At 66.3% G+C, this 24718-nt stretch carries 28 protein-coding genes; 17 read left to right on the top strand and 11 right to left on the bottom strand.

Annotated features, from left to right (window positions below; all coding sequences use genetic code 11):
* The first annotated feature begins 61 nt into the window (after positions 1-61).
* The 13 genes from lptA (at position 62) to ACUXVE_RS12460 (ending at position 11171) form a co-directional block, all read left to right on the top strand.
* Positions 62-586 (top strand): lipopolysaccharide transport periplasmic protein LptA, encoded by a 525-nt coding sequence (lptA, locus tag ACUXVE_RS12520; RefSeq protein WP_025874018.1) that lies wholly within the window; start codon positions 62-64, stop codon positions 584-586.
* Positions 586-1305 (top strand): LPS export ABC transporter ATP-binding protein, encoded by a 720-nt coding sequence (lptB, locus tag ACUXVE_RS12515; RefSeq protein ID WP_025874019.1) that lies wholly within the window; start codon positions 586-588, stop codon positions 1303-1305. Before lptA ends, lptB begins: the two co-directional genes overlap by 1 nt.
* A gap of 40 nt (positions 1306-1345) precedes the next feature.
* The gene (locus ACUXVE_RS12510; RefSeq protein ID WP_025874020.1) at positions 1346-2785 is read left to right on the top strand and encodes an RNA polymerase factor sigma-54; all 1440 of its coding nucleotides are present in this window, start codon (positions 1346-1348) and stop codon (positions 2783-2785) included.
* 58 nt (positions 2786-2843) lie between these two features.
* Positions 2844-3161 carry a ribosome hibernation-promoting factor, HPF/YfiA family gene (gene hpf / locus ACUXVE_RS12505; protein ID WP_004147311.1) on the top strand — a complete coding sequence of 106 codons (318 nt, stop codon included), beginning with the start codon at positions 2844-2846 and terminating at the stop codon, positions 3159-3161.
* Between the two features lie 21 nt (positions 3162-3182).
* Positions 3183-3635, top strand: a complete 453-nt coding sequence (locus ACUXVE_RS12500) for a PTS sugar transporter subunit IIA (RefSeq protein ID WP_032977285.1) — start codon at positions 3183-3185, stop codon at positions 3633-3635.
* Positions 3632-4582 carry an HPr(Ser) kinase/phosphatase gene (gene hprK, locus ACUXVE_RS12495; RefSeq protein WP_004147299.1) on the top strand — a complete coding sequence of 317 codons (951 nt, stop codon included), beginning with the start codon at positions 3632-3634 and terminating at the stop codon, positions 4580-4582. Before ACUXVE_RS12500 ends, hprK begins: the two co-directional genes overlap by 4 nt.
* Positions 4583-4608: 26 nt before the next feature.
* Entirely contained in the window at positions 4609-5493 is an 885-nt protein-coding gene (rapZ, locus tag ACUXVE_RS12490; protein ID WP_177176978.1) for an RNase adapter RapZ, read from the top strand.
* Between the two features lie 429 nt (positions 5494-5922).
* Positions 5923-6315: a PTS sugar transporter subunit IIA gene (locus ACUXVE_RS12485; RefSeq protein WP_025874023.1), complete on the top strand. Its 393-nt coding sequence runs from the start codon at positions 5923-5925 to the stop codon at positions 6313-6315.
* The gene (locus tag ACUXVE_RS12480) at positions 6308-6577 is read left to right on the top strand and encodes an HPr family phosphocarrier protein (protein WP_025874024.1); all 270 of its coding nucleotides are present in this window, start codon (positions 6308-6310) and stop codon (positions 6575-6577) included. Before ACUXVE_RS12485 ends, ACUXVE_RS12480 begins: the two co-directional genes overlap by 8 nt.
* A 2-nt stretch (positions 6578-6579) precedes the next feature.
* Positions 6580-8349 carry a phosphoenolpyruvate--protein phosphotransferase gene (ptsP, locus tag ACUXVE_RS12475; protein ID WP_093817543.1) on the top strand — a complete coding sequence of 590 codons (1770 nt, stop codon included), beginning with the start codon at positions 6580-6582 and terminating at the stop codon, positions 8347-8349.
* A gap of 314 nt (positions 8350-8663) precedes the next feature.
* Positions 8664-10025 carry a magnesium transporter gene (gene mgtE, locus ACUXVE_RS12470; RefSeq protein ID WP_025874026.1) on the top strand — a complete coding sequence of 454 codons (1362 nt, stop codon included), beginning with the start codon at positions 8664-8666 and terminating at the stop codon, positions 10023-10025.
* Positions 10026-10036: 11 nt separating this feature from the next.
* Positions 10037-10303 (top strand): hypothetical protein, encoded by a 267-nt coding sequence (locus ACUXVE_RS12465; protein ID WP_025874027.1) that lies wholly within the window; start codon positions 10037-10039, stop codon positions 10301-10303.
* Between the two features lie 70 nt (positions 10304-10373).
* Complete coding sequence (locus ACUXVE_RS12460; RefSeq protein WP_222390446.1) at positions 10374-11171, top strand: carboxylesterase family protein; 798 nt, start codon at positions 10374-10376, stop codon at positions 11169-11171.
* A 54-nt stretch (positions 11172-11225) separates the two neighbouring features.
* On the opposite strand, the gene ACUXVE_RS12455 is transcribed toward ACUXVE_RS12460, so the two are convergent.
* The 4 genes from ACUXVE_RS12455 to ACUXVE_RS12440 all read right to left on the bottom strand — a co-directional run bounded on the left by ACUXVE_RS12455 (position 11226) and on the right by ACUXVE_RS12440 (position 13946).
* Entirely contained in the window at positions 11226-11717 is a 492-nt protein-coding gene (locus ACUXVE_RS12455; protein ID WP_222390447.1) for an REP-associated tyrosine transposase, read from the bottom strand.
* Positions 11718-11952: 235 nt separating this feature from the next.
* Entirely contained in the window at positions 11953-12903 is a 951-nt protein-coding gene (locus tag ACUXVE_RS12450; protein WP_089239291.1) for an aspartate carbamoyltransferase catalytic subunit, read from the bottom strand.
* Positions 12904-12919: 16 nt separating this feature from the next.
* Positions 12920-13387, bottom strand: a complete 468-nt coding sequence (gene ruvX / locus ACUXVE_RS12445) for a Holliday junction resolvase RuvX (RefSeq protein ID WP_093817540.1) — start codon at positions 13385-13387, stop codon at positions 12920-12922.
* Complete coding sequence (locus ACUXVE_RS12440; protein WP_025874032.1) at positions 13380-13946, bottom strand: YqgE/AlgH family protein; 567 nt, start codon at positions 13944-13946, stop codon at positions 13380-13382. Before ACUXVE_RS12440 ends, ruvX begins: the two co-directional genes overlap by 8 nt.
* An 81-nt stretch (positions 13947-14027) precedes the next feature.
* Here ACUXVE_RS12440 and ACUXVE_RS12435 point away from each other — a divergent pair, with 81 nt between their 5' ends.
* Together ACUXVE_RS12435 and ACUXVE_RS12430 are read left to right on the top strand one after the other, a co-directional pair.
* Complete coding sequence (locus tag ACUXVE_RS12435) at positions 14028-15839, top strand: DUF4153 domain-containing protein (protein WP_445514499.1); 1812 nt, start codon at positions 14028-14030, stop codon at positions 15837-15839.
* Positions 15836-16381, top strand: coding sequence for a DNA-3-methyladenine glycosylase I (locus tag ACUXVE_RS12430; RefSeq protein ID WP_025874034.1), 546 nt, complete (start codon positions 15836-15838; stop codon positions 16379-16381). Before ACUXVE_RS12435 ends, ACUXVE_RS12430 begins: the two co-directional genes overlap by 4 nt.
* A 74-nt stretch (positions 16382-16455) precedes the next feature.
* On the opposite strand, the gene ACUXVE_RS12425 is transcribed toward ACUXVE_RS12430, so the two are convergent.
* Together ACUXVE_RS12425 and ACUXVE_RS12420 are read right to left on the bottom strand one after the other, a co-directional pair.
* Positions 16456-17163, bottom strand: coding sequence for a YitT family protein (locus tag ACUXVE_RS12425; RefSeq protein ID WP_025874035.1), 708 nt, complete (start codon positions 17161-17163; stop codon positions 16456-16458).
* Positions 17164-17612: 449 nt separating this feature from the next.
* The gene (locus ACUXVE_RS12420) at positions 17613-17825 is read right to left on the bottom strand and encodes a DUF4287 domain-containing protein (RefSeq protein WP_222390449.1); all 213 of its coding nucleotides are present in this window, start codon (positions 17823-17825) and stop codon (positions 17613-17615) included.
* 397 nt (positions 17826-18222) lie between these two features.
* On the opposite strand from ACUXVE_RS12420, the gene ACUXVE_RS12415 reads away from it, so the two are divergent.
* Positions 18223-19122, top strand: a complete 900-nt coding sequence (locus tag ACUXVE_RS12415; RefSeq protein ID WP_445514498.1) for a LysR substrate-binding domain-containing protein — start codon at positions 18223-18225, stop codon at positions 19120-19122.
* 57 nt (positions 19123-19179) lie between these two features.
* On the opposite strand, the gene ACUXVE_RS12410 is transcribed toward ACUXVE_RS12415, so the two are convergent.
* The 5 genes from ACUXVE_RS12410 to ACUXVE_RS12390 form a co-directional block, all read right to left on the bottom strand.
* Entirely contained in the window at positions 19180-20163 is a 984-nt protein-coding gene (locus tag ACUXVE_RS12410) for an aldo/keto reductase (RefSeq protein ID WP_445514497.1), read from the bottom strand.
* Between the two features lie 88 nt (positions 20164-20251).
* A complete protein-coding gene (locus ACUXVE_RS12405; RefSeq protein ID WP_445514496.1) occupies positions 20252-20833 on the bottom strand; it encodes a hypothetical protein in 582 nt (193 codons plus the stop codon).
* Positions 20834-20940: 107 nt separating this feature from the next.
* Positions 20941-21594 carry a PIN domain-containing protein gene (locus ACUXVE_RS12400; RefSeq protein ID WP_222390454.1) on the bottom strand — a complete coding sequence of 218 codons (654 nt, stop codon included), beginning with the start codon at positions 21592-21594 and terminating at the stop codon, positions 20941-20943.
* 69 nt (positions 21595-21663) lie between these two features.
* On the bottom strand, positions 21664-22827 hold the full coding sequence (locus ACUXVE_RS12395; protein WP_049467229.1) for a PilT/PilU family type 4a pilus ATPase: 1164 nt from the start codon (positions 22825-22827) through the stop codon (positions 21664-21666).
* Positions 22828-22906: 79 nt separating this feature from the next.
* On the bottom strand, positions 22907-23944 hold the full coding sequence (locus ACUXVE_RS12390; protein ID WP_004147099.1) for a type IV pilus twitching motility protein PilT: 1038 nt from the start codon (positions 23942-23944) through the stop codon (positions 22907-22909).
* An 87-nt stretch (positions 23945-24031) separates the two neighbouring features.
* Here ACUXVE_RS12390 and ACUXVE_RS12385 point away from each other — a divergent pair, with 87 nt between their 5' ends.
* Positions 24032-24709: a YggS family pyridoxal phosphate-dependent enzyme gene (locus tag ACUXVE_RS12385; protein ID WP_222390456.1), complete on the top strand. Its 678-nt coding sequence runs from the start codon at positions 24032-24034 to the stop codon at positions 24707-24709.
* Positions 24710-24718: the final 9 nt, after the last annotated feature.

Raw genomic sequence — 24718 nt, 5'->3', positions numbered from 1 at the left:
CGTTCTACCGGTGGTGGCCCCCGGTCCCGCCGGAGGGCCACCACCGGTAGAACGGACCCCGATGAAGATTCCCTTTGCAGCCGTGCTCGCACTCAGTCTTCTTGTCCCCGCTGTCGCCTTTGCCAAGTCGACGGACCGCAACGAAGCGATGAACATTGATTCCGGTGCGCAGTCCGGCACCCTCACCGGTGATGGCAAGACCGTGCTGTCCGGCGGCGTGATCATCACCCAGGGCACCCTGGACCTGCGCTCGTCCGAAGCGGAGATCTACCTCAAGGGCGGCGAAGCCGTGCGTGCGGTGTTCACCGGCAAGCAGGCCAAGATGAAGCAGCAGCTCGACGATGGCACCTGGATGGATGCGGTGGCCGACCGGATCGACTACGACATCACCACCGAGATCATCACCCTGACCGGCAACTACAAGGTCACCAGCGCGCGCGGCACCAATGCGGGCCAGCGCATGGTCTACAACACCCGCAGCGGTGAAATGAACTCCGGCGGTGATGGCAGCCGCGTGCGCACCGTGATTCCGCCGAAGAACAAGACGCCTGCTGCCGCTCCGGCTCCGGCTGGAGGCAAGAAGTAATGCTCGTCGCAACTGGCCTGCGCAAACGCTACAAGCAGCGCGAAGTCGTCAAGGACTTCGGGCTGACCCTGGACGCCGGTGAAGTGGTCGGCCTGCTCGGTCCCAACGGTGCCGGCAAGACCACCTGCTTCTACATGATCGTCGGCCTGGTCGGTGCCGATGCCGGCAGCATCGTGCTGGACGGCAAGGACATCACCGGCGACCCGATGTACACCCGCGCCAAGCAGGGCGTGGGCTACCTGCCGCAGGAACCGTCGGTGTTCCGCAAGCTGACCGTGGCCGACAACCTGCGCCTGGTGCTGGAACTGCGCGAGGACCTGGATTCAGCAGGCCGCGAGCGCGAACTGAACAGCCTGCTCGACGAACTGCAGCTTGGGCATGTCTCCGAACAGCTCGGCGCCAGCCTGTCCGGTGGCGAGCGCCGTCGCTGCGAGATCGCCCGTGCACTGGCCGCCAAGCCGCGCCTGATCCTGCTCGACGAACCTTTCGCCGGTGTCGACCCGATCTCGGTCGGCGAAATCCAGCGCATCGTCACCCATCTCAAGCAACGCGGCATCGGTGTGCTGATCACCGACCACAACGTGCGCGAGACCTTGGGAATCTGCGACCGCGCGTATATCCTCGCAGAGGGCACCGTACTGGCCCAGGGCTCGCCCGAGGCGATCCTGGACAATGCCGACGTGCGTCGCGTCTACCTTGGGGACTCCTTCAAGCTGTAACCGCGGCCGCCGGGCCCTCTCCCTTCCGTTCGGCACAGGCATGAAGACTCGGCTGCAGACATCGTTGGGACAGCAGCTGGTGCTTACGCCCCAGCTGCAGCAGGCGATCAAGCTGCTGCAGATGTCCACGACCGAGCTGGAGCTGGAAATCGCCCAGGCGGTGGAGAGCAATCCGCTGCTGGACTGGTCCGACAGCAGCGACGAAGGCGCCGGTGTCGACAAGGACGGCAGCAGCGAGGACGCGGGCGGCGACAATGACGCCCCGCCCGACAATGCTGAAAGCAGCGGCGACGACTGGGCGCCTGCCGAGCTGGACTGGAGCAGTGGCGGCAGCGGCGGTAGTTTCGATGACGACGACGACAACGGCAGTGCCGCCGAACGCGTTGCCGAAACCGAAACCCTGGCCGACCACCTGCTGTGGCAGCTGCACCTGACCCACCTGTCCAAGCGCGACCGCAGCATCGGCGCCGCGCTGATCGATTCATTGGAAGACGACGGCTATCTGCGCGAGCCGCTCTCGGCCATCGCCGAAGCGCTGTTGCCGGCGATCCACGCCGGTGAAGACGAAATCCTGACCGTGCTGCACCAGATCCAGCGCTTCGACCCCGTCGGCGTGGCCGCACGCAGCCTTGGCGAATGCCTGCAACTGCAGCTGGACGTGCTTCCTGCTGATACCCCTTGCCTGGCCCTGGCCCGGCAGGTTGCCGCCGGCCCACTGGAACAACTGCCGCGCTCGGGCGTGACCGGCTTGGCCCAGCAGTTGAAGCAGCCGCTGGCCGAGGTCGAGACCGCCGTGGCCCTGCTGCGCTCGCTGGACCCGCGCCCAGGCACCCAGATCGCCCCACTCGCCCAGGACACCTACGTGGTGCCCGACGTCGTCGTATGGCGGCAGAATGGCATCTGGCGCGCCGCGCTGGCCGCCCATGCCGGCCCCAAGCTGGTGATCCACCGCGGTTACGAGCAGATGATCCGCCGCTGCGGTGACGCCGATGCCGGTTATCTGCGCGGCCAGCTGCAGGAGGCGCGCTGGCTGCTGAAGGGCCTGCAGGCGCGAGGTGAGACGCTGTTGCGGGTAGTGCGAAGCCTGATCCAGCAGCAGGCCGGCTTCCTTGAATTCGGCGAACAGGCACTGCGCCCGTTGACCCTGCGCGAGATCGCCGGCGAACTGGGCCTGCACGAATCCACCGTATCGCGCGCGATCGCCCGCAAACATGTGCGTACGCCACGCGGCACCTTGCCGCTGCGCGCCTTCTTCGCTTCGGGCATCGACACCGACGGCGGCGGCGAAGCGTCCAGCACCGCCATCCAGGCCATGATCCGGCGCCTGATCGATGACGAGAACCCACGCAAGCCGCTTTCTGACGCCAAGCTGGCTGACCTGCTCAAATCGTCGGGAATCCCAGTAGCGCGGCGCACCGTGGCGAAGTATCGTGAGGCCATGAACATCTCCGCCTCGCACGAAAGAGTCAGAATCGTTTGACGCGCCGCCGCGCCCGGCGGAGAGGTTCATTGGCACATCCGATCAAAGGAGAAACCCGATGCGCATCGAAACGTTTGGCAAAGATGTCGAAGTCACCCCGGCCCTGCAGTCCTATGTAGAGGAGAAGCTGGCCCGGATCGGCAAACACTTCGACCAGCACTGCGAAGCGCGGGTGACGCTCAAGCTGCAGAAGACCGAGCACCACGTCGATGCCAGCCTCAATATTCCGGGTCAGACCCTGCACGCTGAAGCCAATGCGCAGACCATGTATGCGGCGATCGACCTGCTGGCGGACAAGCTTGACCGCCTGGTGATCAAGCACAAGGAGAAAAAACAGCAGCACGCACCGCTGCCGGTGGGCGACAATGGTGGCTGATCGCCACCGCTCCCCGCAGACATGCCCCTGACTGACCTCCTGGCGGCCGTGCAGACCCAGCTCTGCACGGCCACCGACCGCGACAGCGTCCTGCAGGCCGCGGCCGGATTGCTGGCCTGCCGCCAGGCCAACGCCGAACAGATCTATCTCAACCTGTGCCAGCGCGAGGCGTTGGGCAGTACCGCGATCGGTTACGGCATCGCCATCCCGCATGGTCGTGCGCCGACCCTGGATCGCCCCCGTGGCGCGCTGCTGCGCCTGCAGACCCCGGTCGATTTCGGTGGTGACGAGCCGGTGGACCTGGTGTTCGCCATGGCCGTTCCCGCCCACTACACCCATCAACACCTGATGCTGCTGTCCGAGCTGGCCGAGCTGTTTTCCGCGCCCTGCATCCGCCAGGCGCTGCGCGAGGCCGGTGATGCACGGGAGCTGCGCCAGGCCCTGGACCTGACCCCACCGGCGAGCGCCGCATGAATACCAGCATCACTGCCCGCGAACTGTTCGAACAGCAGCGTGAGCGGCTCGGCCTGCGTTGGGCAGCGGGCAAATCCGGCGAGAAGCGTGAGCTGGAGGCCGGCAATACGGTCTCGCGACGTCCTTCGCTGGCCGGCTATCTCAATGCGATCTATCCCAACAAGGTGCAGATCCTCGGTACCGAGGAACTGTCCTGGCTGGACGCGCTGGAACCACGCCAGCGCTGGGAAACCATCGAAAAGATCATGCAGTCGCATCCGCTGGCGCTGGTGCTGACCCGCAACCAGCCGTGCCCGGAAGACCTGCGCGCGGCCGCCGATGAATCCGGCACGCCGCTGTGGTTGTCACCCAAGCGCGGCCACGAACTGCTCAACCATCTGTCCTACCACCTGGCCCGGACGCTGGCGCCGCGGGTGATCCTGCATGGCGTGTTCATGGAGATCTACTCCATCGGCGTGCTGATCACCGGTGAAGCGGGATCAGGCAAGAGCGAGCTGGCCCTGGAACTGCTCAGCCGCGGTCACCGCCTGGTGGCCGACGACGCTCCCGAGTTCACCCAGATCGCCCCCGACGTGCTCGATGGCACCTGCCCGGAACTGCTGCAGGACCTGCTGGAAGTGCGCGGCCTGGGCGTGCTGAACGTGCGCGAGATGTTTGGCGACACCGCTGTAAAGAAGAACAAGTACCTTCGGCTGATCGTCCACCTGACCAAGCCGATGACCGAGCCCACCCCCCACGGTTATGAGCGCCTGACCGGCGACTCGGGCACGCGCCACGTGCTGGACCTGGACGTGCCGCTGATCACCCTGCCGGTGATGCCCGGCCGCAACCTGGCCGTCCTGACCGAGGCGGCCACCCGCCTGCACATTCTGCGTACCAAGGGTATCGACCCGGCGGCGATGTTCATCGCCCGCCACAGCAACCTGCTGGAACGACGAACGCCCTGACCCCCTGCCCTTCGAAGAGCCCGTCCATGAGCACCGTCACTCCCACCGCCCCGACCCTGATCATCGTCAGCGGCCTGTCCGGCTCGGGTAAATCCGTCGCCCTGAAGACCTTCGAGGACCAGGATTACTACTGTTCGGACAACCTGCCGATCCAGCTGCTGCCGGATTTCGTGCGCAATGTGCTGAGCCACCACGACGGCGCAGCATCGCGCCGGTTGGCGGTGGGCATCGACGTGCGTGGGCAGAGCGACCTGACCCAGTTGTCCAGCTGGCGGCAGCTGGCCACCGATGCCGGCGTCGACGCCAAGGTGCTGTTTTTCGAGGCCAGCGATGAAACGGTGCTCAAGCGCTACGCCGACACCCGCCGCCGGCACCCGCTGAGCCAGCTGGGCCTGTCGCTGCCCGAAGCGATTGCCCGTGAGCGCGAGCTGATCGCGCCGCTGCGCCGCGAAGCCGATGCGGTAATCGATACCAGTGCGTTGAACGTGCACCAGCTGCGGCGCCGGATCATCACTGAATTTGCGATGGGCCATGCCAGCCGCCTGTCGCTGCTGTTCGAATCGTTCGCCTACAAGCGTGGCGTGCCGGCCGAGGCCGACTTCGTGTTCGACGCGCGCGTGCTGCCCAACCCGCATTGGGATCCGGAACTGCGTGCGTTGAGCGGCCGCGAGCCCGGCGTGCGCGATTACCTGGAGGCGCAGCCGGATGTGCAGCGCTACCTGGCGCAGCTGATGGATTTCCTGGACACCTGGCTGCCCAAGCTGGGCGATGGCACCCGCAGCTATGTGACGGTGGCCTTCGGTTGCACCGGCGGCAAGCACCGCTCGGTGTTCCTGGCCGAACGCCTGGCGCGCCATGCGCGTGAGATGGGCTGGGAAGACGTGGCGACGTACCACCGCGAACAGGATTGACAGGGTCGGCCGGGCTGCGCCCGGCACCCGCAGAAGCCACGGCAACGTCAACAGCAACAGCCGAAGCAACAGCAACATCGGATTCCCTGGGACGGCGAGGCGGTGTGGGCGCGCAGGACACGCCGTAAACCCATCCCTGGGGGCTCGATGGCGCCATCCATGGCGCCAACGGTCCTGCACCCCCACACCGCCCCGCCTCTGACGGATCGCGGCGGGTCGGAGTTGCACTGTGGATAGGTGTCGACCTTGGTCGACACGGTAGATCCATGCCATGCGTGGATGAATCTCTGTCAGGCATCGAAAAAACGGATGGGGTCGGGGCCCTTTTTCAACGAAAAAGCGCTCTGACCCGAACAACGCTGAATACGGGACACAGTGCCCCTCTCCTGCTGCTATCGCCAATTCACCTTGACCTGTTAACGTGCAGTAATGACCTGTGGCATTCTCCTCGTAACACATCCTGGGGTCGGGATCGCCCTGCTCGACGTGGCGACCCGGCTTCTGCGGCAGTTGCCGTTGAAGACCGAAGCTTTCGAAGTACCGTTCGACGCAGACCTGGATGCTCTGCTCCCGCTCGCCTCGGCCGCTCTGCGGCGGGTCGATGGGGGTGATGGCGTGCTGATCCTGACCGACCTGTACGGCGCCAGCCCTGCCAACCTTGCCGGGCAGCTGGCCCGGTTGGGGACCCCGGTTCGCCGGGTGTCGGCGCTGAGTCTGCCGATGTTGCTGCGGGTGATGAATTATCCGGAACAGGGACTGGATCAACTGCCCGCCACTGCGGCGGCGGGCACCCGTAATGGAGCGATAGTCGACGATGCTTGAACGAGAACTCACTGTGAGCAACCGCCTGGGCCTGCATGCCCGGGCCACCGCCAAGCTGGTGCAGACCCTGGCGCCGTTCCGCTGCAACGTGACCATGGCCGCCAAGGGCCGTGAGATCAACGCCAAGAGCATCATGGGCGTGATGCTGCTGGCGGCCGGGCAAGGCACGCCGGTCACCATCCGCATCAACGGCGAAGACGAAGTCGCCGCGATGGACGCGGTGGTCGACCTGTTCGAGCGTCGCTTCGACGAGGACAACTGAGCGTGCCGCGCGCGCGCGCCGGCCAAACACCTACCGGCCAACGGCCGGTACAGCTGCTGGCCGGCCACGGCGCCGCCCGCGGCACGGCAATGGGCCGCGCCCGCGTGCGCCTGCCGCATGCGCTGGAAGTGGCCGAACAGCGCGTCGCCCCCTCCCAGGTTGAATCCGAGCTGGCGCGCCTGCACCACGCAGTCGACGCGGCGCGCACGGAAATGCACGACCTGCGCCAGCGCCTGCATGGCGCGCTGAACCAGGAGGTCGGCGAGTTCCTCGACCTGCATGCGCTGCTGCTGGACGATCCCGAACTGCTGTTCGGCCTGGACGAACTGATCCGCAGTGGTCCCTACAGTGCCGGCTACGCGCTGCGCCTGCAGCGCGACCGCCTGGCCAAAGTCTTCGATGGCATGGACGATGCCTACCTGAAGAGCCGCATGGACGACCTCGACCATGTGATCGGGCGCATCCATGCGTTCCTGCAGCCCGAGCGGCCCGCAGCGGTGAAGGGCCTGGCCGGCGAAATCCTGGTCTGCGACAACATCGCCCCCTCCGAGCTGGCCCAGCTGCAATCGCACGGTGTGGTCGGCATCGTCACCAGCGCTGGCAGCGCGCTTTCACACAGTGCGATCCTCGCCCGCAGCCTGCACCTGCCGTTGATCGTCAGCGTGCCGCAGCTGCTGAACAAGGTGATCGACGGCGACGTGCTGATCATCGATGGCGCCGACGGCAGCGTCACCGTCAACCCGCAGGCCGACAACCTGCGTGATTACCGCGCGCGCCTGAAGGAGCACGCACGCGAGCAGCGCGAGCTTGGCCGCCTGCGCAGCAAGCCCAGCCGCACCCGCGACCAGGTCGACATCGCACTGCTGGCCAACGCCGAATCGCTGGAAGATGTGACCCAAGCGCATGCGCTGGGCGCCCATGGCCTGGGCCTGTACCGCACCGAATTCCTGTTCCTGCAGCGCAACGAGCTGCCGGACGAAGAAGAACAGTTCCAGACCTACCGCGATGCGGCGCTGGGCATGAGCGGCCGGCCGGTGACCATCCGCACCCTCGACCTGGGTGCTGACAAGGCCGACCGCACCGGCCTGACCCTGAGCAACGAGGAAAACCCGGCGCTGGGCCTGCGCGGCGTGCGCCTGTCGCTGGCCCGGCCCAAGGTGGCCGATACCCAGATGCGCGCGATCCTGCGCGCCTCGGCCTACGGCAAGCTGCGCGTGCTGGTGCCCATGGTCAGCACCCGCGACGAACTGCTGGCGGTACGCCGGCGCATGCTGAAACTGGGCGAGCAACTGCGCGCCGAGGGCCACATGGTGGCCGAGCACGTACCACTGGGCGCGATGATCGAAGTACCCGCCGCCGCGCTGGCGCTGGAGAGCTTCATCGACCTGGTCGACTTCCTGTCGATCGGCACCAACGATCTGGTGCAGTACCTGCTGGCCGCCGACCGCAACAACGAAGCACTGGGCGAACTGTATTCGCCGCTGCATCCGGCCGTGCTGCGCCTGCTGCAGATGGTGATCGAGACCGGCGCACGCCATCGCATTCCGGTAGCGGTATGCGGCGAAATCGCCGGCGACGCACGGATGACCCCGCTGCTGCTGGCACTGGGCCTGACCGAGTTCAGCCTGCACCCGGGCACCCTGCTGGAAGTACGCCGGGCCGTCCGTGATGCCGACCTGGGGGCCCTGCGCGCACGCGCACCGAAGCTGCTGGGCATGCGTGACCGCCGCGGCATCGAGCGCTGGCTGGCGCTGGTGGCGGACGCGTCCTGACCCCGCGCTACGCGCTCGCCGGGCACGGCCCGGCGCTACCGCCGCGTGCCACCTTTGGTAGCGCCGGGCCATGCCCGGCGGAGTGTGTGGCGCCGCTGGCCGCCGGCCCCAGGCAGATTCGATCCGCAGCAACAGCCCCTTGTTGTTCAAGGGGCGCGCCGACAGGCGGGGGATAAGGTTGAATGCGTGGACCCCGATGGCCGCAGGCCGCGGGGTATGCGCTGAAACATCCCCTTGCGATAATGACGCGCTGAACACCCCTGTTGCCGCATCCTTGCTGGGATCGCGGCTTTTCTTATCCCGCGGGAGCTGCGATGGCTGAGGCCGTACGCCACGACAAGACTGCGCGCCAACTGCGGATGCTGTCCGATGCACTGGACAGCGGCCGGCTGGGCCCGGTACGCCGTCTGGTCAATACCCTGGCGCCGGCCGAGATCGGCAACCTGCTCGAATCGCTGCCGCCGGGCAAGCGCGAGATCGTCTGGGGCCTGGTCGATCCGGAAGATGACGGCGAGGTGCTGGTCCACGTCGGCGACGACGTGCGCGAAAGCCTGCTCGCGGACATGGACCCGGACGAAATCATCGCCGCGGTCGAAGACCTCGACATCGACGATCTGGCCGACCTGGTTGAAGACCTGCCGGATACGGTCATCGACGAAGTCCTCAAGTCGATGGACCGCGAGAACCGCGAGCGCCTGGAGCAGGTGCTGTCCTACCCCGAGGACAGCGCCGGCCGCCTGATGAACCCGGACGTGGTGACGGTACGCGCCGACGTCAACGTCGATGTGGTGTTGCGCTACCTGCGCCTGCGCGGCGAACTGCCGGACCACACCGATCACCTGTTCGTGGTCAGCCGCCGCCACCAGTACCTGGGTCGGGTGTCGCTGGCCTCACTGGTGACCCATGAAGACACCACCCCGATCAACCGCCTGATCGACGATGAGCAGCCTGCCATCGATGTCGGCGAGAGCGACCAGGAAGTGGCGCGGCAGTTCTCCGACCATGACTGGATCTCCGCGCCGGTGGTGGATGACAACAACATCCTGATCGGCCGCATCACCATCGATGACGTGGTCGACATCATCCGTGGCCAGGCCGAGCACCAGGCGCTGGGCGCCGCCGGCCTGGACGAGGATGAAGATCTGTTCAGCCCGGTCTGGCGCGCGATGCGCCGCCGCTTGATGTGGCTGTCGGTGAATCTGTGCACGGCGTTCCTGGCCTCCAGCGTGGTCGGCCACTTCGAGGGCACCATCGACAAGCTGGTCGCCCTGGCGGTGTTGATGCCGATCGTCGCCGGCCTCGGCGGTAACGCCGGCACCCAGGTGCTGGCGCTGATGGTGCGCGGCCTGGCACTGGGCCAGGTCGGCAGTTCCAACGCACGCACGCTGCTGTGGAAGGAAGTGCGGGTGGCCCTGCTCAATGGCGTGGTGCTCGGTTCTGTGCTGGGCCTGATCGTGCTCGCCTGGTTCCACTCACCCGGGCTCTCGGCCGTGATCGCCATCGCGTTGACCTGCAACCTGTTGTTCGCGGCGCTTGCCGGCGTGCTGGTGCCCCTGGGCCTGAAGCGCTTCGGCTTCGATCCGGCGCTGGCCAGCGGCATCTTCCTGACAGCGGTGACCGACTCGATGGGCTTCTTCACCTTCCTCGGCCTGGCCACCATGGTCCTGCTGCACTGACTGGAACTGCCATGGCAACGACGATCGAAAACTACTTTGCGCCGGGTTGGCGCGACCAGCTGCACACCTGTGCCGCCTGCGAGTGGAAAGGTAGTTCGCGGGCAATGGTGATGGAACTGGACGAGGACGCCACCGAGTACGTGTGCCCGGTGTGCGAGAACCCGTTGCTGGTGGTGCTGCACCCGGACATGGCGCAGGTGCAGGCCGCGGCCGCAGGCGGCAATGCCGAAGCACAGGAGCAGCTGGAGATCATCGCCAGCTTCCCGCGCCCGCAGTGATGCGGCGCACGATGCCGGGCCGGTCGCGGCGCACTACCATCGAGGCGACATCGCCCTCATGGGAACCGCCATGCTTCGATCGCTTCTGCGCTGGCTGCCGCTGCTGGTCCTGCTGATGTTGACCGGGTGTGCCAGTACGCCGCCCGGTGCGCGCGGCCACTTCGAGGCACGCGCGGTGAAGGTGGACGGCGACACCGCCTACTACCAGGTGTTCATCCCGGCCGCTGCCGCGCGCGCGGCCGGTCCGCTGCCGGTGGTGCTTTTCCTGCACGGCTCCGGCGAGCGCGGCGGCGATGGCGTGAAGCAGACCCACGCAGGCCTGGGCCCGTACCTGCGCCGGCACGCGGCCGACTTCCCCGCGCTGGCGGTGTTTCCGCAGGTCCCCGGCGCCGAGGAATGGAGCGGCCGCAACAACCGGGTGGCGATCGCGGCACTGGACGCCACAATCGCTGAATTCGGCGCTGACCCGGCAAGGCAGTACCTGACCGGAATGTCGATGGGTGGCTATGGCAGCTGGAACATCGCGCTGGACGATCCGAAGCGCTTTGCCGCGATCGTGCCGGTCTGCGGTGCGGTGCTGGCACCACGTGCGGTACGCCCTACCCTGTTCGTTGAGCAGGTGGCGAACGTAGCGGACCCTCATGCGGTGATCGCGCAACGGTTGCAGCGCACCCCGATCTGGATCTTCCACGGCGCGCTGGATGATGTGGTGCCACCGGATGATGATCGCCGGCTGCATGCCGCGTTCCAGACCGCCGGCGCGCGTGACGTGCGCTATACCGAGTACGCGGAGGGCAACCACAATGCCTGGGATGCCACCTACGCCGACGCAGCGATGTGGGCGTGGTTGTTCGCCCAGAAGCGCTGAACCACGGCCCCTGCTGGAAAACGTATGTCGGTGGGTGCCGACCGTTGGTCGGCACTATCTCTCCAATCCAATGTGTTCAATTGCCTGGAACCTCCCTTCGATCTGCCATCGACACCACGCATGGGGATATTCACCAAGCTGTGCGGTCAGCCCTGCCCTGATCGGATTCCCCAACACGTACATCGCATGCCGGTACAGTGATTCATCGGAGCGGATCGCGTGGTCGTGATAGCTCGATTGCCAGAATCGCCCTGATCGGCCGAACATGCGGTTGATCCGCAATGCACTGCTCGATTTGAAGCGTTGCATGATGTAATCCAGCGAGAATGCGCGGAGTTCCACAAGGCAATGGATGTGGTCCGGCATGACCACATAGGCAAGTGAGTGTGTCAGGCCGTCAGCATCAATGCGGCGGACCACGTCCATCACCACCTTCGCGGCAGTGGCATCGTCGAAGTAGCGTCGACGCCCCTGAGTGACGGTGGTCAGGATGTAGGATTGCCCGATCCGGGAATGGCGGCCAAGGCATAGACGTGCACGGTTCATGGGCACAAGCGTGTGCCTGCCGGCAGTGCCCTTCTATCGGGCAACTACTCCGATGCAGGTAGGCCTGTAGCCAATCAATGGTTGCGCCCAGCGCTTCATGGGACTGATTGCTCTGTGCCGACCAACGGTCGGCACCTACCGAGGCAGTTCAAGGTGATCCCCTATGTGCCGACCGACGGTCGGCACCCACCAAGGTAGTTCAAGGCAAATTCCCACCCAACCGGGTCTCGGGGTATCAACCCAGCAGGGTTTCCAGCACGGCCATGCGTACGGCGACGCCGTTGGCGACCTGGCGCAGCACCCACGACTGCGGGCCGTCGGCCACGTCATCGGTCACTTCCACGCCGCGGTTGATCGGGCCCGGGTGCAGCACGGCGGCGTCCTTGCCGGCGCGGGCCAAGCGTGCGGTGTTCAGGCCGTACTGTGCGTGGTACTGCTCCAGCGACGGCACCAGGCCTTCTTCCATGCGCTCGCGCTGCAGGCGCAACATCATCAGCGCGTCGACGCCTTCCAGCATCGCGTCGAAATCATCACCGACCACGCAGCCCTTGAGGGTGTCGTCGTCGGGCAACAGCGATTGCGGGCCGCATACGCGGATCTCGCCCACGCCCAGCGTGCGCAGGGCATGCAGGTCGGTGCGGGCAACGCGTGAGTGCTTGACGTCACCGACGATCACCACCTTCATCTTCGAGAAGTCCGGGCCCTTGGCCTGGCGCAGGGTCAGCATGTCCAGCAGGCCCTGGGTCGGGTGCGAGCTGCGGCCGTCGCCGGCATTGACCAGCGCGGTGCCCTCGCCCGCCACGGCAGCCAGTGCCGCCACGGCGCCGTCATCGGGGTGGCGCACCACGAAACCACGCACGCCCATCGCTTCCAGGTTCTTCAGCGTGTCGCAGGCGGTTTCGCCCTTGCGCGTGGACGAGGTGGAGGCGTCGAAGTTCAGCACGTCCGCCCCCAGCCGCTGCGCCGCCAGATGGAACGAGCTGCGGGTACGGGTGGAGGGTTCGAAGAACAACGTGCACACCGCCGATCCGCCCAGCACGTGGCGCTTGTTGCCGACACGGCCGACCGCGGCATCGCGGATCTGGCCAGCGCGGTCGAGCAGTTGCACCAGGGTGTCGCGGGGAAGACCTTCAAGCGTCAACAGGTGGCGCAGGCGGCCGGAGTCATCGAGTTGCTGGGCGGTCATGGCGGGGTTCGTATCGTCAGGGAATGGGAATGGCGTCGTCCGGCGACGACAACCAGCGGTCGATGATCACCGCCGCAGCCACGGCATCGAGCGCAGCCGCGTCGCGACGACGCTTGCGCCCTTCGGCGCGCTCGACGGCGAAGCGGCGGGCGGCCTCGACCGAGCTGGAACGCTCGTCGATCATCTCCACCGGCAGCTTGAAACGTTCCCGCAGCTGGCGGGCAAAGCCCTGCGCGCGCTTGCGGTTGGGCTGGTCCTGGCCGTCCAGGGTCAGCGGATCGCCGACCACCAGGCCATCGGGCTTCCATTCCTTGAGCAGGCGTTCGATCGCCGCCCAGTCGGGGCCATTGCCGTGCACATCGACCACGGCCACCGCGCGTGCATGCGCGGCGAAGGCACTGCCGATCGCCACGCCGATCCGGCGCGAGCCGACATCGAAACCGAGTACGGTGCCATCGCGACGGATGAGGGCCGGCTCAGACATGGCCGCTGTAATCGGTCAGCCGGAACAGATCGACGCCAATGCGCGACGCGGCGCCCTGCCAGCGCTGTTCCAGCGGCAGCTGGAACACCAGTTCGGCATCGGCCGGCACGGTCAGCCAGCTGTTTTCGGACAGTTCGCTTTCCAGCTGGCCGGCACTCCAGCCCGCGCAGCCCAGGGTGACCACGGCATTGGCCGGGCCTTCGCCGCGCGCCATCGCCTCAAGGATGTCACGCGAGGTGGTCAGGTACAGGCCGTCACCGACGACGAGGCTGGAATCCCACGCGCGCGCGTCGTCATGGATGACGAAGCCACGCTCGGGATGCACCGGTCCGCCATTGAGCACCGGACGCGCCTGCAGGACGCCATCGCCGGTAGCGATATCCATCTGCGCAAGCACTTCGCCCAGGGTGTACTCGGACGGCTGGTTGACCAGCACCCCCATTGCCCCGTTCTCGTCGTGCTGGCAGATCAGCGCGACGGTGCGGGCGAAGGTAGCGTCGATCAGCGACGGCAGCGCCACGAGCAGGTGATTGGCGAGGGAAGTCGGCGTTACTGGCATGGGCGCCATTCTAACCGCTGCGACCGGATGCGGGCGCGAAGGGATGGGCTAGGATGGCGCTCTTGCAAGGAGGACGACCCGATGCAGCAGGATGCAACGCTGTCATGGCCCACCCGCAGCATGATCGTGTTGATCGCACTGCTGCAGGGATTGATGCTTTTCGCGGCCCAGGAACTGGCGGATCAATGGCCGTTCCGGGACATCGGCTGGCGCTACTGCTGGTATGCCTGGGTATTGACCGTGCCCACCGCAGTGGCCTTGACGCTGGTCGATCTGAAGGCATGGCGCCTGTGGCTGCACGCCGGGTTGGCCTCGTTGCTGGTCCTCGCGCTGGCCGCCTGGACCGCTTGGAACCTGAGCGGAGAAACCGCGCTGTATGCGGCCGTGCTGCAGGTTCCGCTCTCGATCTGCCTGGCCGTTGCCACGTTCATTGCCCTGCCGTGGTGGCAGTTCCGCTTGCATGGCGGACATTGGCGGGCCGACTATGGCGCGTTGTTCGAACGCGCCTGGCAGAACGGGCTGACCCTGGTGCTGGCGGCGGTGTTCACCGGCTTGACCTGGCTGCTGCTGTGGCTGTGGGCGGCGCTGTTCCGGATGGTCAAGGTCGACTTTTTCCACGTCCTGTTCGGCAGCGATGCCTTCATCGCCTTGGCCACCGGCATGCTGGCAGGCTTCGGCGTGCTGATCGGGCGCACCCAGCATCGCGCGATGCAGATCACCCGCCAGGTGCTCTTCGCGATCTGCCGCGGCCTGCTGCCATTGCTTTCGTTCATCGCGGTGCTGTTCATGCTGTCGCTGCCGTTCACCGGGCTGGCGCCGCTGTGGGCCACGCGCTCGGCCGCCAGCCTGTTGCTGGTGCTGGCGGTGCTGCTGATCAGCCTGGCCAACGCGGTCTACCAGCACGACGACGGCACCCCGCCCTACCCGGCATGGCTGCGCCGGCTGGTCGAGGCCAGCCTGCTGGCACTGCCGATCTACGCCGGCCTGGCGCTGTATGCGATGTCCCTGCGGGTCAGCCAGTACGGCTGGACCCTCTCGCGCTTCTGGGGCGTGGCGGTCGCCGTGCTGATTGCCGGCTATGCCATCGGCTACGCCTTCGCCGCACTGCGTCGGCACGGGCGTTGGCTGCATCGGCTTGAGCCGGTCAACCGCTGGATGTGCTGGGCCGTGCTGGCAACCGCCCTGCTGGCGATCTCGCCGGTGATCGATCCGGTGCGCATCACCCTGGCCAGCCAGATGAAGCGCCTGCGCGCCGATCCGGCGTTGATGACCGCGGACGCTGCAGACCAGCTGCGTTTCGAGCTGGGCCGCCGCGGTGTGCAGGCGCTGCGCACGCTGCAGAAAGCACCGTCATTGGCGGCCGACACCCGCGCCTCCAGCATCATCGTGCAGGCCCTGGCCCGGCAGAAGCGTGAGTCACGCTGGGACAACGACATCGACGATGGCGTGCGCGACCTGGCGAGCCTGAAGTCCCGGATCGTGCAGGCCAAGGGCACCGCATCGCCAGCCGATGACTGGTGGCAGGCGGTACTGGACCGTCGCTTGGATGCGGGCGATTGCCTGGACGACGACAAGACCGGCGACAACCGCTGCGTCACCCTGCGCCGTGACCTGGATGGCGATGGCCAAGACGACGTGCTGCTGTGCCTGACCAGTGTGTACAGCGGTCCGCGCTGCCAGCTGCACGTGCGTGAACCGGCTGGCTGGAGAAAGGAGGGTGAGGTTTCCTTCCAGGACGTTGACCAGCGCACCTCGGACGGGGCCGCACAGGCCCTGCGCGACGGCCGCCTGACCATGCAGCCGCCGCGCTGGCCGACGCTGCTGCTTGACGGCGCGGCAGGCCAGCTGGAGATTGACCGCAGCAACGACCGCGCGGAGGCGGCCACACCATGAGCGGATACTGCCGCATCGCCCCGGGCCATCCGGTGCACGAGTACTACCACGCCAATGAATATGGCTTCCCGCAGCGCGATGAGCGTGAACTGTTCGAGCGCCTGCTGCTGGAGATCAACCAGGCCGGCCTGAGCTGGGAGACCATCCTGAAGAAGCGCGAGGGATTCCGCGCGGCCTATGACGCGTTCGACGTTGATCGCGTCGCCGCCTACGCCGAGCAGGACATCGAGCGCCTGCTATCGGACCCGGGCATCATCCGCAACCGCTTGAAGGTGCTGGCGGCGATCCACAACGCGCAGGTGATCCAGCAGCTGCGCCAGAGCCACGGCAGTTTCGCCGCCTGGCTGGACGCACACCATCCGCGCAGCAAGGCCGACTGGGTCAAGCTGTTCAAGAAGACGTTCCGCTTCACCGGCGGCGAGATCACCGGCGAGTTCCTGATGAGCCTGGGCTACCTGCCGGGCGCGCATGCCGAGGACTGCCCGGTGCATGCAACGCTGCTGAAGCTGGCACCGCCGTGGGTACAGGCAGCGCGCGGCTGATGCGCATCCGCCGGGCATGGCCCGGCGCTACCGGGGCGCGTGGCGCCTGGGCAGGCGATCCGCCGAATGCGGAATCAGACGCCCATGTAGCGGCCCGGGCGGTGGTTGAACATCAGCACCAGGCTGAGCACCACCGCACCGATGGCCGAGTACATCACCTTCGACGGCGACAGCACGAAGAACGCGGCCACCATCAGGCACGCATCGAAGGACATCTGCACCTTGCCGGCGCTCCAGCCGCGGGTGCGCTGCAGGTACACCGCCAGGATGCCGATGCCGCCGAGGCTGGCGCGGTGGCGGATGAAGAACAGGATGCCCAGGCCGGACAGCGCGCCACCGACCAGCGCCGAGTACAGCGGCGCGATATGCGAAAAGTCCGCCCAGCGCGGCAGGATGTCGGTGAGCAGGCCGCAGGCGGTGACCGCTGCGAACGTCTTCAGGGTGAATTCCCAGCCCATGCGGCGCACGGCCACCCAGTAGAACGGCAGGTTGACCAGCACGAACACCAGGCCGAAGTTCCAGCCCATCGAATAGTGCAGCAGGAAGGCCATGCCGGCCATGCCGCCGATCATCAGCCCGCCCTTGGCGAAGATCGCCAGGCCCAGTGAGGCCACGAGCATGGCCAGCACCATGCCCTGCACGTCCTCGGCGACCGAGTGGCGCAGCGCCTTCTCATCGGCGGGGGTGCCGGCAACATCGGGCGGCGGGGTCAGCGGGCCAGCGGTGACCAGGTGGCCGTCAGCGTCGTCGCACGGCGCCGGGCCATGGGATTGGAGGGACATACAGGTGGGGGCACTACGGGTGGGGAGCGGTATTAGACACGATCTGCATGACAGTTGCAGATGAAATCGTTCAGTTGGGAGTTGCGGCGAACGGCGCAGCCGCTCGTGGCTGGGCGGCATACTGCCTCCGAATCTGGCAGTGGGCCGGGCGGGTGGGCTCCGGCCCGCCTATTCGGCCCGGGGGCGGGGGGGGTGGCCTGTGCAGGGGGCGCTGCAAGTACGTCCATGTAAGCTCGGTCGCCGCTTGCTCGTGCGCGCTATCCCGCGCGCACGGCAAGACCGGGGTTGAGCGTCCTGCCCAACCCGCCCGAGGCATGCCTCGGGCCCATGCGGCTCACGCCCCTGCACAGCCCACCCACCCGGCCCCCGGACAGGTTCCGTGCGCGTCCAGCCACGTAGAGAGAAAAGAAGAGCAGAAGCGGGTCGCTGCGCTCGGTGGAGCGGTTGTCTCAGCGCCGGGTGGCCAGGTGGTGGGCGACCAGGGCGTTTGCGTGGCCATGGCCCAGCCCGTGCTCGGATTTCAGGAAGCTGACCAGCTCCATATGCTTCAAGCCCGGCCGTTTGGCCAGCAGCCCCAGCCAATGCGTCACCGGCTGCCCGTAGGTCTTTTCGATGGAAGGAAAATAGGACGCCGGGCCCTTGGGTTTGCTGTCGGTGCTCATGTGCTGCTCCCTGTTGTCTGGAAAGTACCCATTCGACGAACCACGGAACCACAAATCGACATCGGCATTTACCGACCAGCGCCGGTACCACCGGGTACGCATCCACGCATGGCGTGGATCTACGTGTCGACCAAGGTCGACACCTACCAACAGCATCTACCAACAGCACCGGGAAACTGTCGAAGGCGGGGTGGGTCCGGTTGCAGGGGCGTGAGCGCCATGGATGGCGCGACCGAGCTTACAGGGACGTACTTGCAGCGTCCCCTGCAACCGGACCCACCCCGCCATCCCACAGGAACCAGCTTTTGCTCTTGCTTCGGCTGTTGCTGTTGAGGTTGCCGGCCAGCGGCCGGCACTACCGCGGGCGCCGGGCGCAGCCCGGCCGTATCATCCCCTCATGCCGCGTGAAAACTTCAACGACCTGCAAGCCTTCGTCCACGTTGCCCGCGAAGGCAGCTTCACCAAGGCCGCTGCCCAGCTAGGCGTCTCGCAATCCGCCCTCAGTCACGCCATGCGCGGGCTGGAAGAGCGACTGGGCGTGCGCCTGCTGACCCGCACCACCCGCAGCGTCGCCACCACCGAGGCCGGTGCCCGCCTGCTGGAAACCCTGGCCCCGCGCCTGGCCGAGATCGAAGACGAACTGGCCGCGCTGGCCGAGTACCGCGAGCGCCCCGCAGGCACCATCCGCATCAACGCCACCGGCCACGCCGCCGAATACCTGGCCTGGCCCAGGCTGGCACCGCTGCTGCAGCAGTACCCGGACCTGAAGGTCGAGCTGACCACCGATTACGGCTTGGCCGACATCGTCGCCGAGCGCTACGACATCGGCATCCGTCTCGGTGAGCGCCTGGCACGCGACATGGTGGCGCTGCCGATCAGTCCGCCGCTGCGCATGCGCGTGGTGGGCGCACCGTCGTACTTCCGCCAGCACGTGGCGCCGGTGCATCCGCACGATCTGGCCGCGCACAACTGCATCACCCTACGCCTGCCCACCCATGGCGGCCTGATGCCGTGGGATTTCGGCCAGGACGGCAACGAACTCAGCATCCGTGTCTCCGGCCAATGGACCTTCAACACCATGGGCATGACACGGGCTGCAGCGCTGGCCGGCAGCGGACTGGCCTGGTTGCCCGAAGACCAGGTGCAGGCGGCCCTGCTGGAAGGCCGCCTGCAATCAACACTGGATGACTGGTGCCCGCACTTCGATGGCTACTACGCGTATTACCCGTCACGCCGGCACATCACCGTGGCGATGCGTACGGTGCTTGATGCGCTGCGCGGGCCGATGGTGGGGTGAGGCGTGCGGACCAACGGTCCGCACCCAGCACAGGACGAAAGTCCGCACCCACTGCGATCAGCCCTTGGCCTGCGCTGCGCGCTGCGCGTTGTAGCGCTCGCCGACGATGGCGATCTCCTGCAGCGTCTGCGCGATGCGCTCCAGCTCCGCGGGAGACAGCGGCAGGTCGGCGGCGGCAAGGTTCTCTTCCAGGCGATGGATCCTGGTCGTACCCGGAATCGGCACGATCCACGGTGCCTGCGCCAGCAGCCAGGCCAGCGCGACCTGTGCCGGGGTGGCGCCCCGCGCCGCCGCGATCGTGGTGATGCGGTCAACCAGCGCCTGATTGGCGCGACGCGCTTCCACTTCGAAGCGTGGCACGGTGTTGCGGAAATCGTTGTCGGCGAAGGTGGTGTCGGCATTGATCGCGCCGGTCAGGAAGCCGCGACCGAGCGGGCTGAACGGCACGAAGCCGATGCCGAGTTCCTGCAGCGCCGGCAGCAGTTCGCGTTCCGGTTCGCGCCACCACAGCGAGTACTCGCTCTGCACTGCAGCCACCGGTTGCACGGCATGCGCGCGACGCACCGTGGCGGCACTGGCTTCGGACAAGCCGAAGTGGCGCACCTTGCCCTCGGCGATCAGGTCACGCACGGTGCCGGCCACATCCTCGATCGGCACGTTCGGATCCACGCGGTGCTGGTAGAACAGGTCGATGTACTCGGTGCGCAGGCGCTTGAGGCTGGCTTCGGCCACCGCACGGATGTTCTGCGGACGACTGTCCAGGCCGGTGTCGACCTGTGCGTCCTTGAAGCCGAACTTGGTGGCGATCACCAGCTTGTCGCGGTGCGGTGCCAGCGCCCTGCCGAGCAGGTCTTCGTTGGTATGCGGTCCATAGACCTCGGCGGTGTCGAAGAAGGTCACGCCGCGCTCGACCGCCGCGTGCAGCAGAGCGATGCCCTGGCTCTGCTCGACGGCGGGACCGTAGCCGTGGCTCAGGCCCATGCAGCCCAGGCCCAAGGCGGAGACTTTCAGGCCGCTGCGGCCGAGTTCACGTGTCTGCATCGTCGTGCTCCAGTAGGGGAGCGATGACGATACGCCTGCGGGGGCAGCGGATTGAACGACCTGGATGGCAGTCGGTCATGACTGGATTTCATGAATGCAGTTCGCCCGCCACAATCGCCAGGATCGCCAGCAACAGCAGCGCGACGCCAGGCAGCAGCATGAGGACGTGCCAGACGCCGAAGCGGTCCATGCGCCGCATGTCCACCTTCTCGTCCAGATGGTAGCGGCGCAGCAGGCTGTTGACCGGCAGCAGCGGCACAAAGGTGCACAACGAAAGCAGCGCGCCGCCATGGGGCAGCCGACCGGCGAAATTGAGCAGGAAGAACAGCGCCCCCAGCAGACCTGGCGCAAAGGCCAGCTGCCGGCGGCGCGACTGCGCGATATCACGCAGATCGCTGAAGCAGAAAAATGCCCAGATCGGTGAGAACAGCGCGCGCGCCCATGGCCACTGGTTGCCGTCGGTTTCGCGCTTGATGGCGCGCCAGTTCTGCCAGAACCAGTAAAGCGGATACAGGCCCAGCGTGGCCAGCGACAGCGCGGCGATCTTCATCGTCGGCGGCGAGTAATACACCGCTTGGTTGGATGTGGCGAAGCTGTCCTGCGCGGACTGCAGCACCGGTGGACGCGCAGGCGTTGCCGCCGGCGCACGGTACGGATCGTGCATTTCCATATGCGAACCTCGTGTTGTCACGCCGGCAGGGTGCCGGCTCCCCCTGTCCCGCGAGCGCGGTGACCGCGCGACTATCGCAGAGCCTGCAGGGGCGACGCCAGTGCCGCTCAGGCGCGCATGGCGGCTACCTGGTAACAGACCTTGTTGCCCTCCAGCACGATCCACTTCTTCTGCTGCAGCTGCTGCACCAGCGCGTTGACTTCACCCGCAGGCAAAGCCTTCTGGAACAGGTTGTTGATGGAGTTGTGCAGTGCCGCCTTTGAACCGGGTCGCGCCTTGTCCTGCCGCACCAGCCAGTCGCGCAGATGCACCAACCGGGTATCCGGCGGCATGGTTTTCGTTGCAGGCGATGCAGCTGCAGCAGCCTTCTGCCGCGCGGAGCGGAACATCGGCAGATCGGCCACGGAGGTACAGCGGCCTGCCTGCAGGCCACGCGACCTCAGGTGTGCCACCAACGGATCGAAACCGGTGTCCTTGGAAATGATGTGAAAGAACACCTTGGGATCGCTGGCCGCCATCTCGCCGATATAGAACGCGATGTGGAAATCCAGCGCGTTGGGGCCGCTGCCATGGCAGCGTATGTAACGACCCTGGCTGCCCAATGCCTGCATGGCCTCAGCCACATCCATGCTGATGCGTGCCTGCGATGCACCGACGAATACCAGAACCGTGAACCCCGGCGCGGCCAGCTCCTTCAGGGAAGGCGGCTGGACGTTCTCGAAATCAATCAATACCACGTTGCGGGCCAACGGCATATCCATATGCACTCCCCTGTAGTGCTCGCCATGGCACAGGCCCCCGCATGCCGGGGACCGCCATGTACGCGGTGATCAACGGACCTCTGAAATCTCCACGCCATCCAGCCCCTGCGACAGGGTGCGGGCATCGCCGCCCTGGCTGAGCTTGATGCGCAGGCGCACCTCGTTCTGCGAATCGGCGTAGCGCAGTGCGTCCTCGTAGCTGATCTCACCGGCCTGGTACAGTTCGAACAGGCTCTGGTCGAAGGTCTTCATGCCCAGCTGGACCGATTCCTTCATCAGCTCCTTCAGCTTGTGGATCTCGCCGTCGCGGATGTAGTCCTGCACCAGCGGCGTGCCCAGCAGGATCTCCATCGCCACCTTGCGCGAGCGGCCATCCGGCGAAGGAATCAACTGCTGCGCGACCACGCCCTTGAGGTTCAGCGACAGATCCATCAACAGCTGGTTGCGGCGATCTTCCGGGAAGAAGTTGACGATGCGGTCCATCGCCTGGTTGGCGTTGTTGGCGTGCAGCGTGCACAGCACCAGATGGCCGGTTTCGGCGAAGGCGATGGCATGGTCCATGCCCTCGCGGGTACGCACTTCGCCGATCATGATCACATCCGGCGCCTGGCGCAGGGTGTTCTTCAGCGCGGCTTCCCAGCTGTCGGTATCGATGCCGACTTCGCGCTGGGTGATGATGCAGCCCTCGTGCTTGTGCACGAACTCGATCGGATCTTCGATGGTGATGATGTGCCCGGTCGAATTCTGGTTGCGGTAACCGATCATCGCTGCCAGCGAGGTTGATTTACCGGTACCGGTAGCGCCGACGAACAGGATGATGCCGCGCTTGGTCATCGCCAGCGTCTTGATGATCGGCGGCAGGCTCAGCTCTTCCACGGTCGGGATGCGCGTCTCGATGCGACGTAGCACCATGCCGACCTGGTTGCGCTGGTAGAAGCAGCTCACGCGGAAGCGGCCGACGCCGGACAGGCCGATGGCGAAGTTGCATTCGTGGGTCTTTTCGAATTCTTCGCGCTGCGCCGGCGTCATCACGTTCAGCACCAGATCGCGGCTCTGCTGCGGCGTCAGTGGCGTCTGGGTGATTGGCGAAATCTTGCCGTTGACCTTGATCGCCGGCGGCATGCCGGCAGTGATGAACAGGTCCGAGGCGCGCTGGTGCGCCATCAGCTTGAGGAACGAGGTGAAATCGATGGTGGTCGCGGTGGTGTTCACGGCGGGCTCCCAATGGGGCATGTACCAGGAATCGGTCGGTGGAGGAAACAGCGCGGGGCCGGCCACGTATTCGCGCGCCCTGCCCCGCCATTGCCTCGCCTTACTCGAACAGACGCTTGTCCTTGGCGTATTCGCGGGCCTGGTTGCGGGTGATCAGGCTGCGCTTGACCAGGTCCTGCAGGTGCTGGTCCAGGGTCATCATGCCGTACTGCTGGCCGGTCTGGATGGCCGAATACATCTGCGCCACCTTGTCCTCGCGGATCAGGTTGCGGATGGCTGGGGTGCCGACCATGATTTCCCAGGCGGCGGTACGACCGCCACCGACCTTCTTCAGCAGCGCCTGCGAAATGACCGCGCGCAGCGATTCGGACAGCATCGAGCGCACCATCGGCTTTTCGCCGGCCGGGAACACGTCGATGATGCGGTCGATGGTCTTGGCCGCCGAACTGGTGTGCAGGGTGCCGAATACCAGGTGGCCGGTTTCCGCGGCGGTCAGCGCCAGGCGGATGGTTTCCAGGTCACGCAGTTCGCCGACCAGGATGATGTCCGGGTCCTCACGCAGTGCCGAACGCAGCGCTTCATTGAAGCCGTGCGTATCGCGGTGCACTTCGCGCTGGTTGATCAGGCACTTCTGCGAGGTGTGCACGAATTCGATCGGATCCTCGACGGTGAGGATGTGGCCGTACTCGTTCTTGTTGATGTAGTCGATCATCGCCGCCAGCGTGGTCGACTTGCCCGAACCGGTCGGGCCGGTCACCAGGATCAGGCCCTGCGGCTGCTGGATCACCTCGCGGAACAGCGGCGGGCAGGCCAGGTCTTCCAGGGTCAGCACTTCGGACGGAATGGTACGGAACACCGCACCGGCGCCACGGTTCTGGTTGAACGCATTGACACGGAAGCGCGCCAGCGACGGGATCTCGAAGGAGAAATCGACTTCGAGGAACTCCTCGTAATCGCGGCGCTGCTTGTCGGACATGATGTCGTACACCAGCGCGTGGACCTGCTTGTGGTCCAGGGCTGGAATGTTGATCCGGCGAACATCGCCGTCCACGCGGATCATCGGCGGCAGGCCTGCGGACAGATGCAGGTCGGACGCTTTGTTCTTTACGGAAAACGCCAACAGCTCGGCGATATCCATGAGCGGCTACTCCCCAATAACGGCTTCGACTGGAAGGATCTTTCCCCGGGCGGCAGTATAGCCTCCTGATTGAACGGAACGCGTTACGTGGCCACTCCCCTGCCCCAGATCCTGAGCAACCTGCACAACGCCGCCGCTGCCGCCGGGCGGCCACCGCCGCGCCTGCTGGCGGTGTCCAAGACCCAGCCGGCCGAGGCCGTGGCTGCGCTTGCCGCGCAGGGCCAGACCGCGTTCGGCGAGAACTACGTGCAGGAAGCGCTGGCCAAGATGCAGGAACTGCAGCCGCTGGGCCTGGAATGGCACCTGATCGGCCACCTGCAGTCGAACAAGGCCGAACCGGTGGCCACGCACTTCGATTGGGTGCAGAGCGTGGACCGGCCCAAGCTGGTCGGCGCGCTGGCCCGCTACCGCCCCGCTGAACGCGGCCCGCTGAACGTACTCATCCAGGTCAACATCGATGACGAGTCGAGCAAGCACGGCTGCGCGCCGGACGACGTGGACGCGCTGGCGACAACCATCGCCGCCGAGCCGAACCTGCGCCTGCGCGGCCTGATGGCGATTCCCGCGCCATGGCCCGACACCGAGCGCCGGCGCGACGCGTTCGTGCGCATGCGCACACTTTTCGAGGCGCTGGCTGCCGCTCATGCCCAGGTGGACACCCTGTCGATGGGCATGAGCAGCGACTACGCTGAAGCGATCGCCGAAGGTGCCACCCTGGTGCGCATCGGTACCGCCCTGTTCGGCGCGCGTCCGCGCCCGGCCTGATTCCAAGGA

The sequence above is a fragment of the Stenotrophomonas sp. 3(2025) genome (assembly GCF_052665395.1).
The sequence above is the reverse complement of the archived record's forward strand: the minus strand, read 5'-3'. Positions and strand labels throughout refer to the sequence as shown.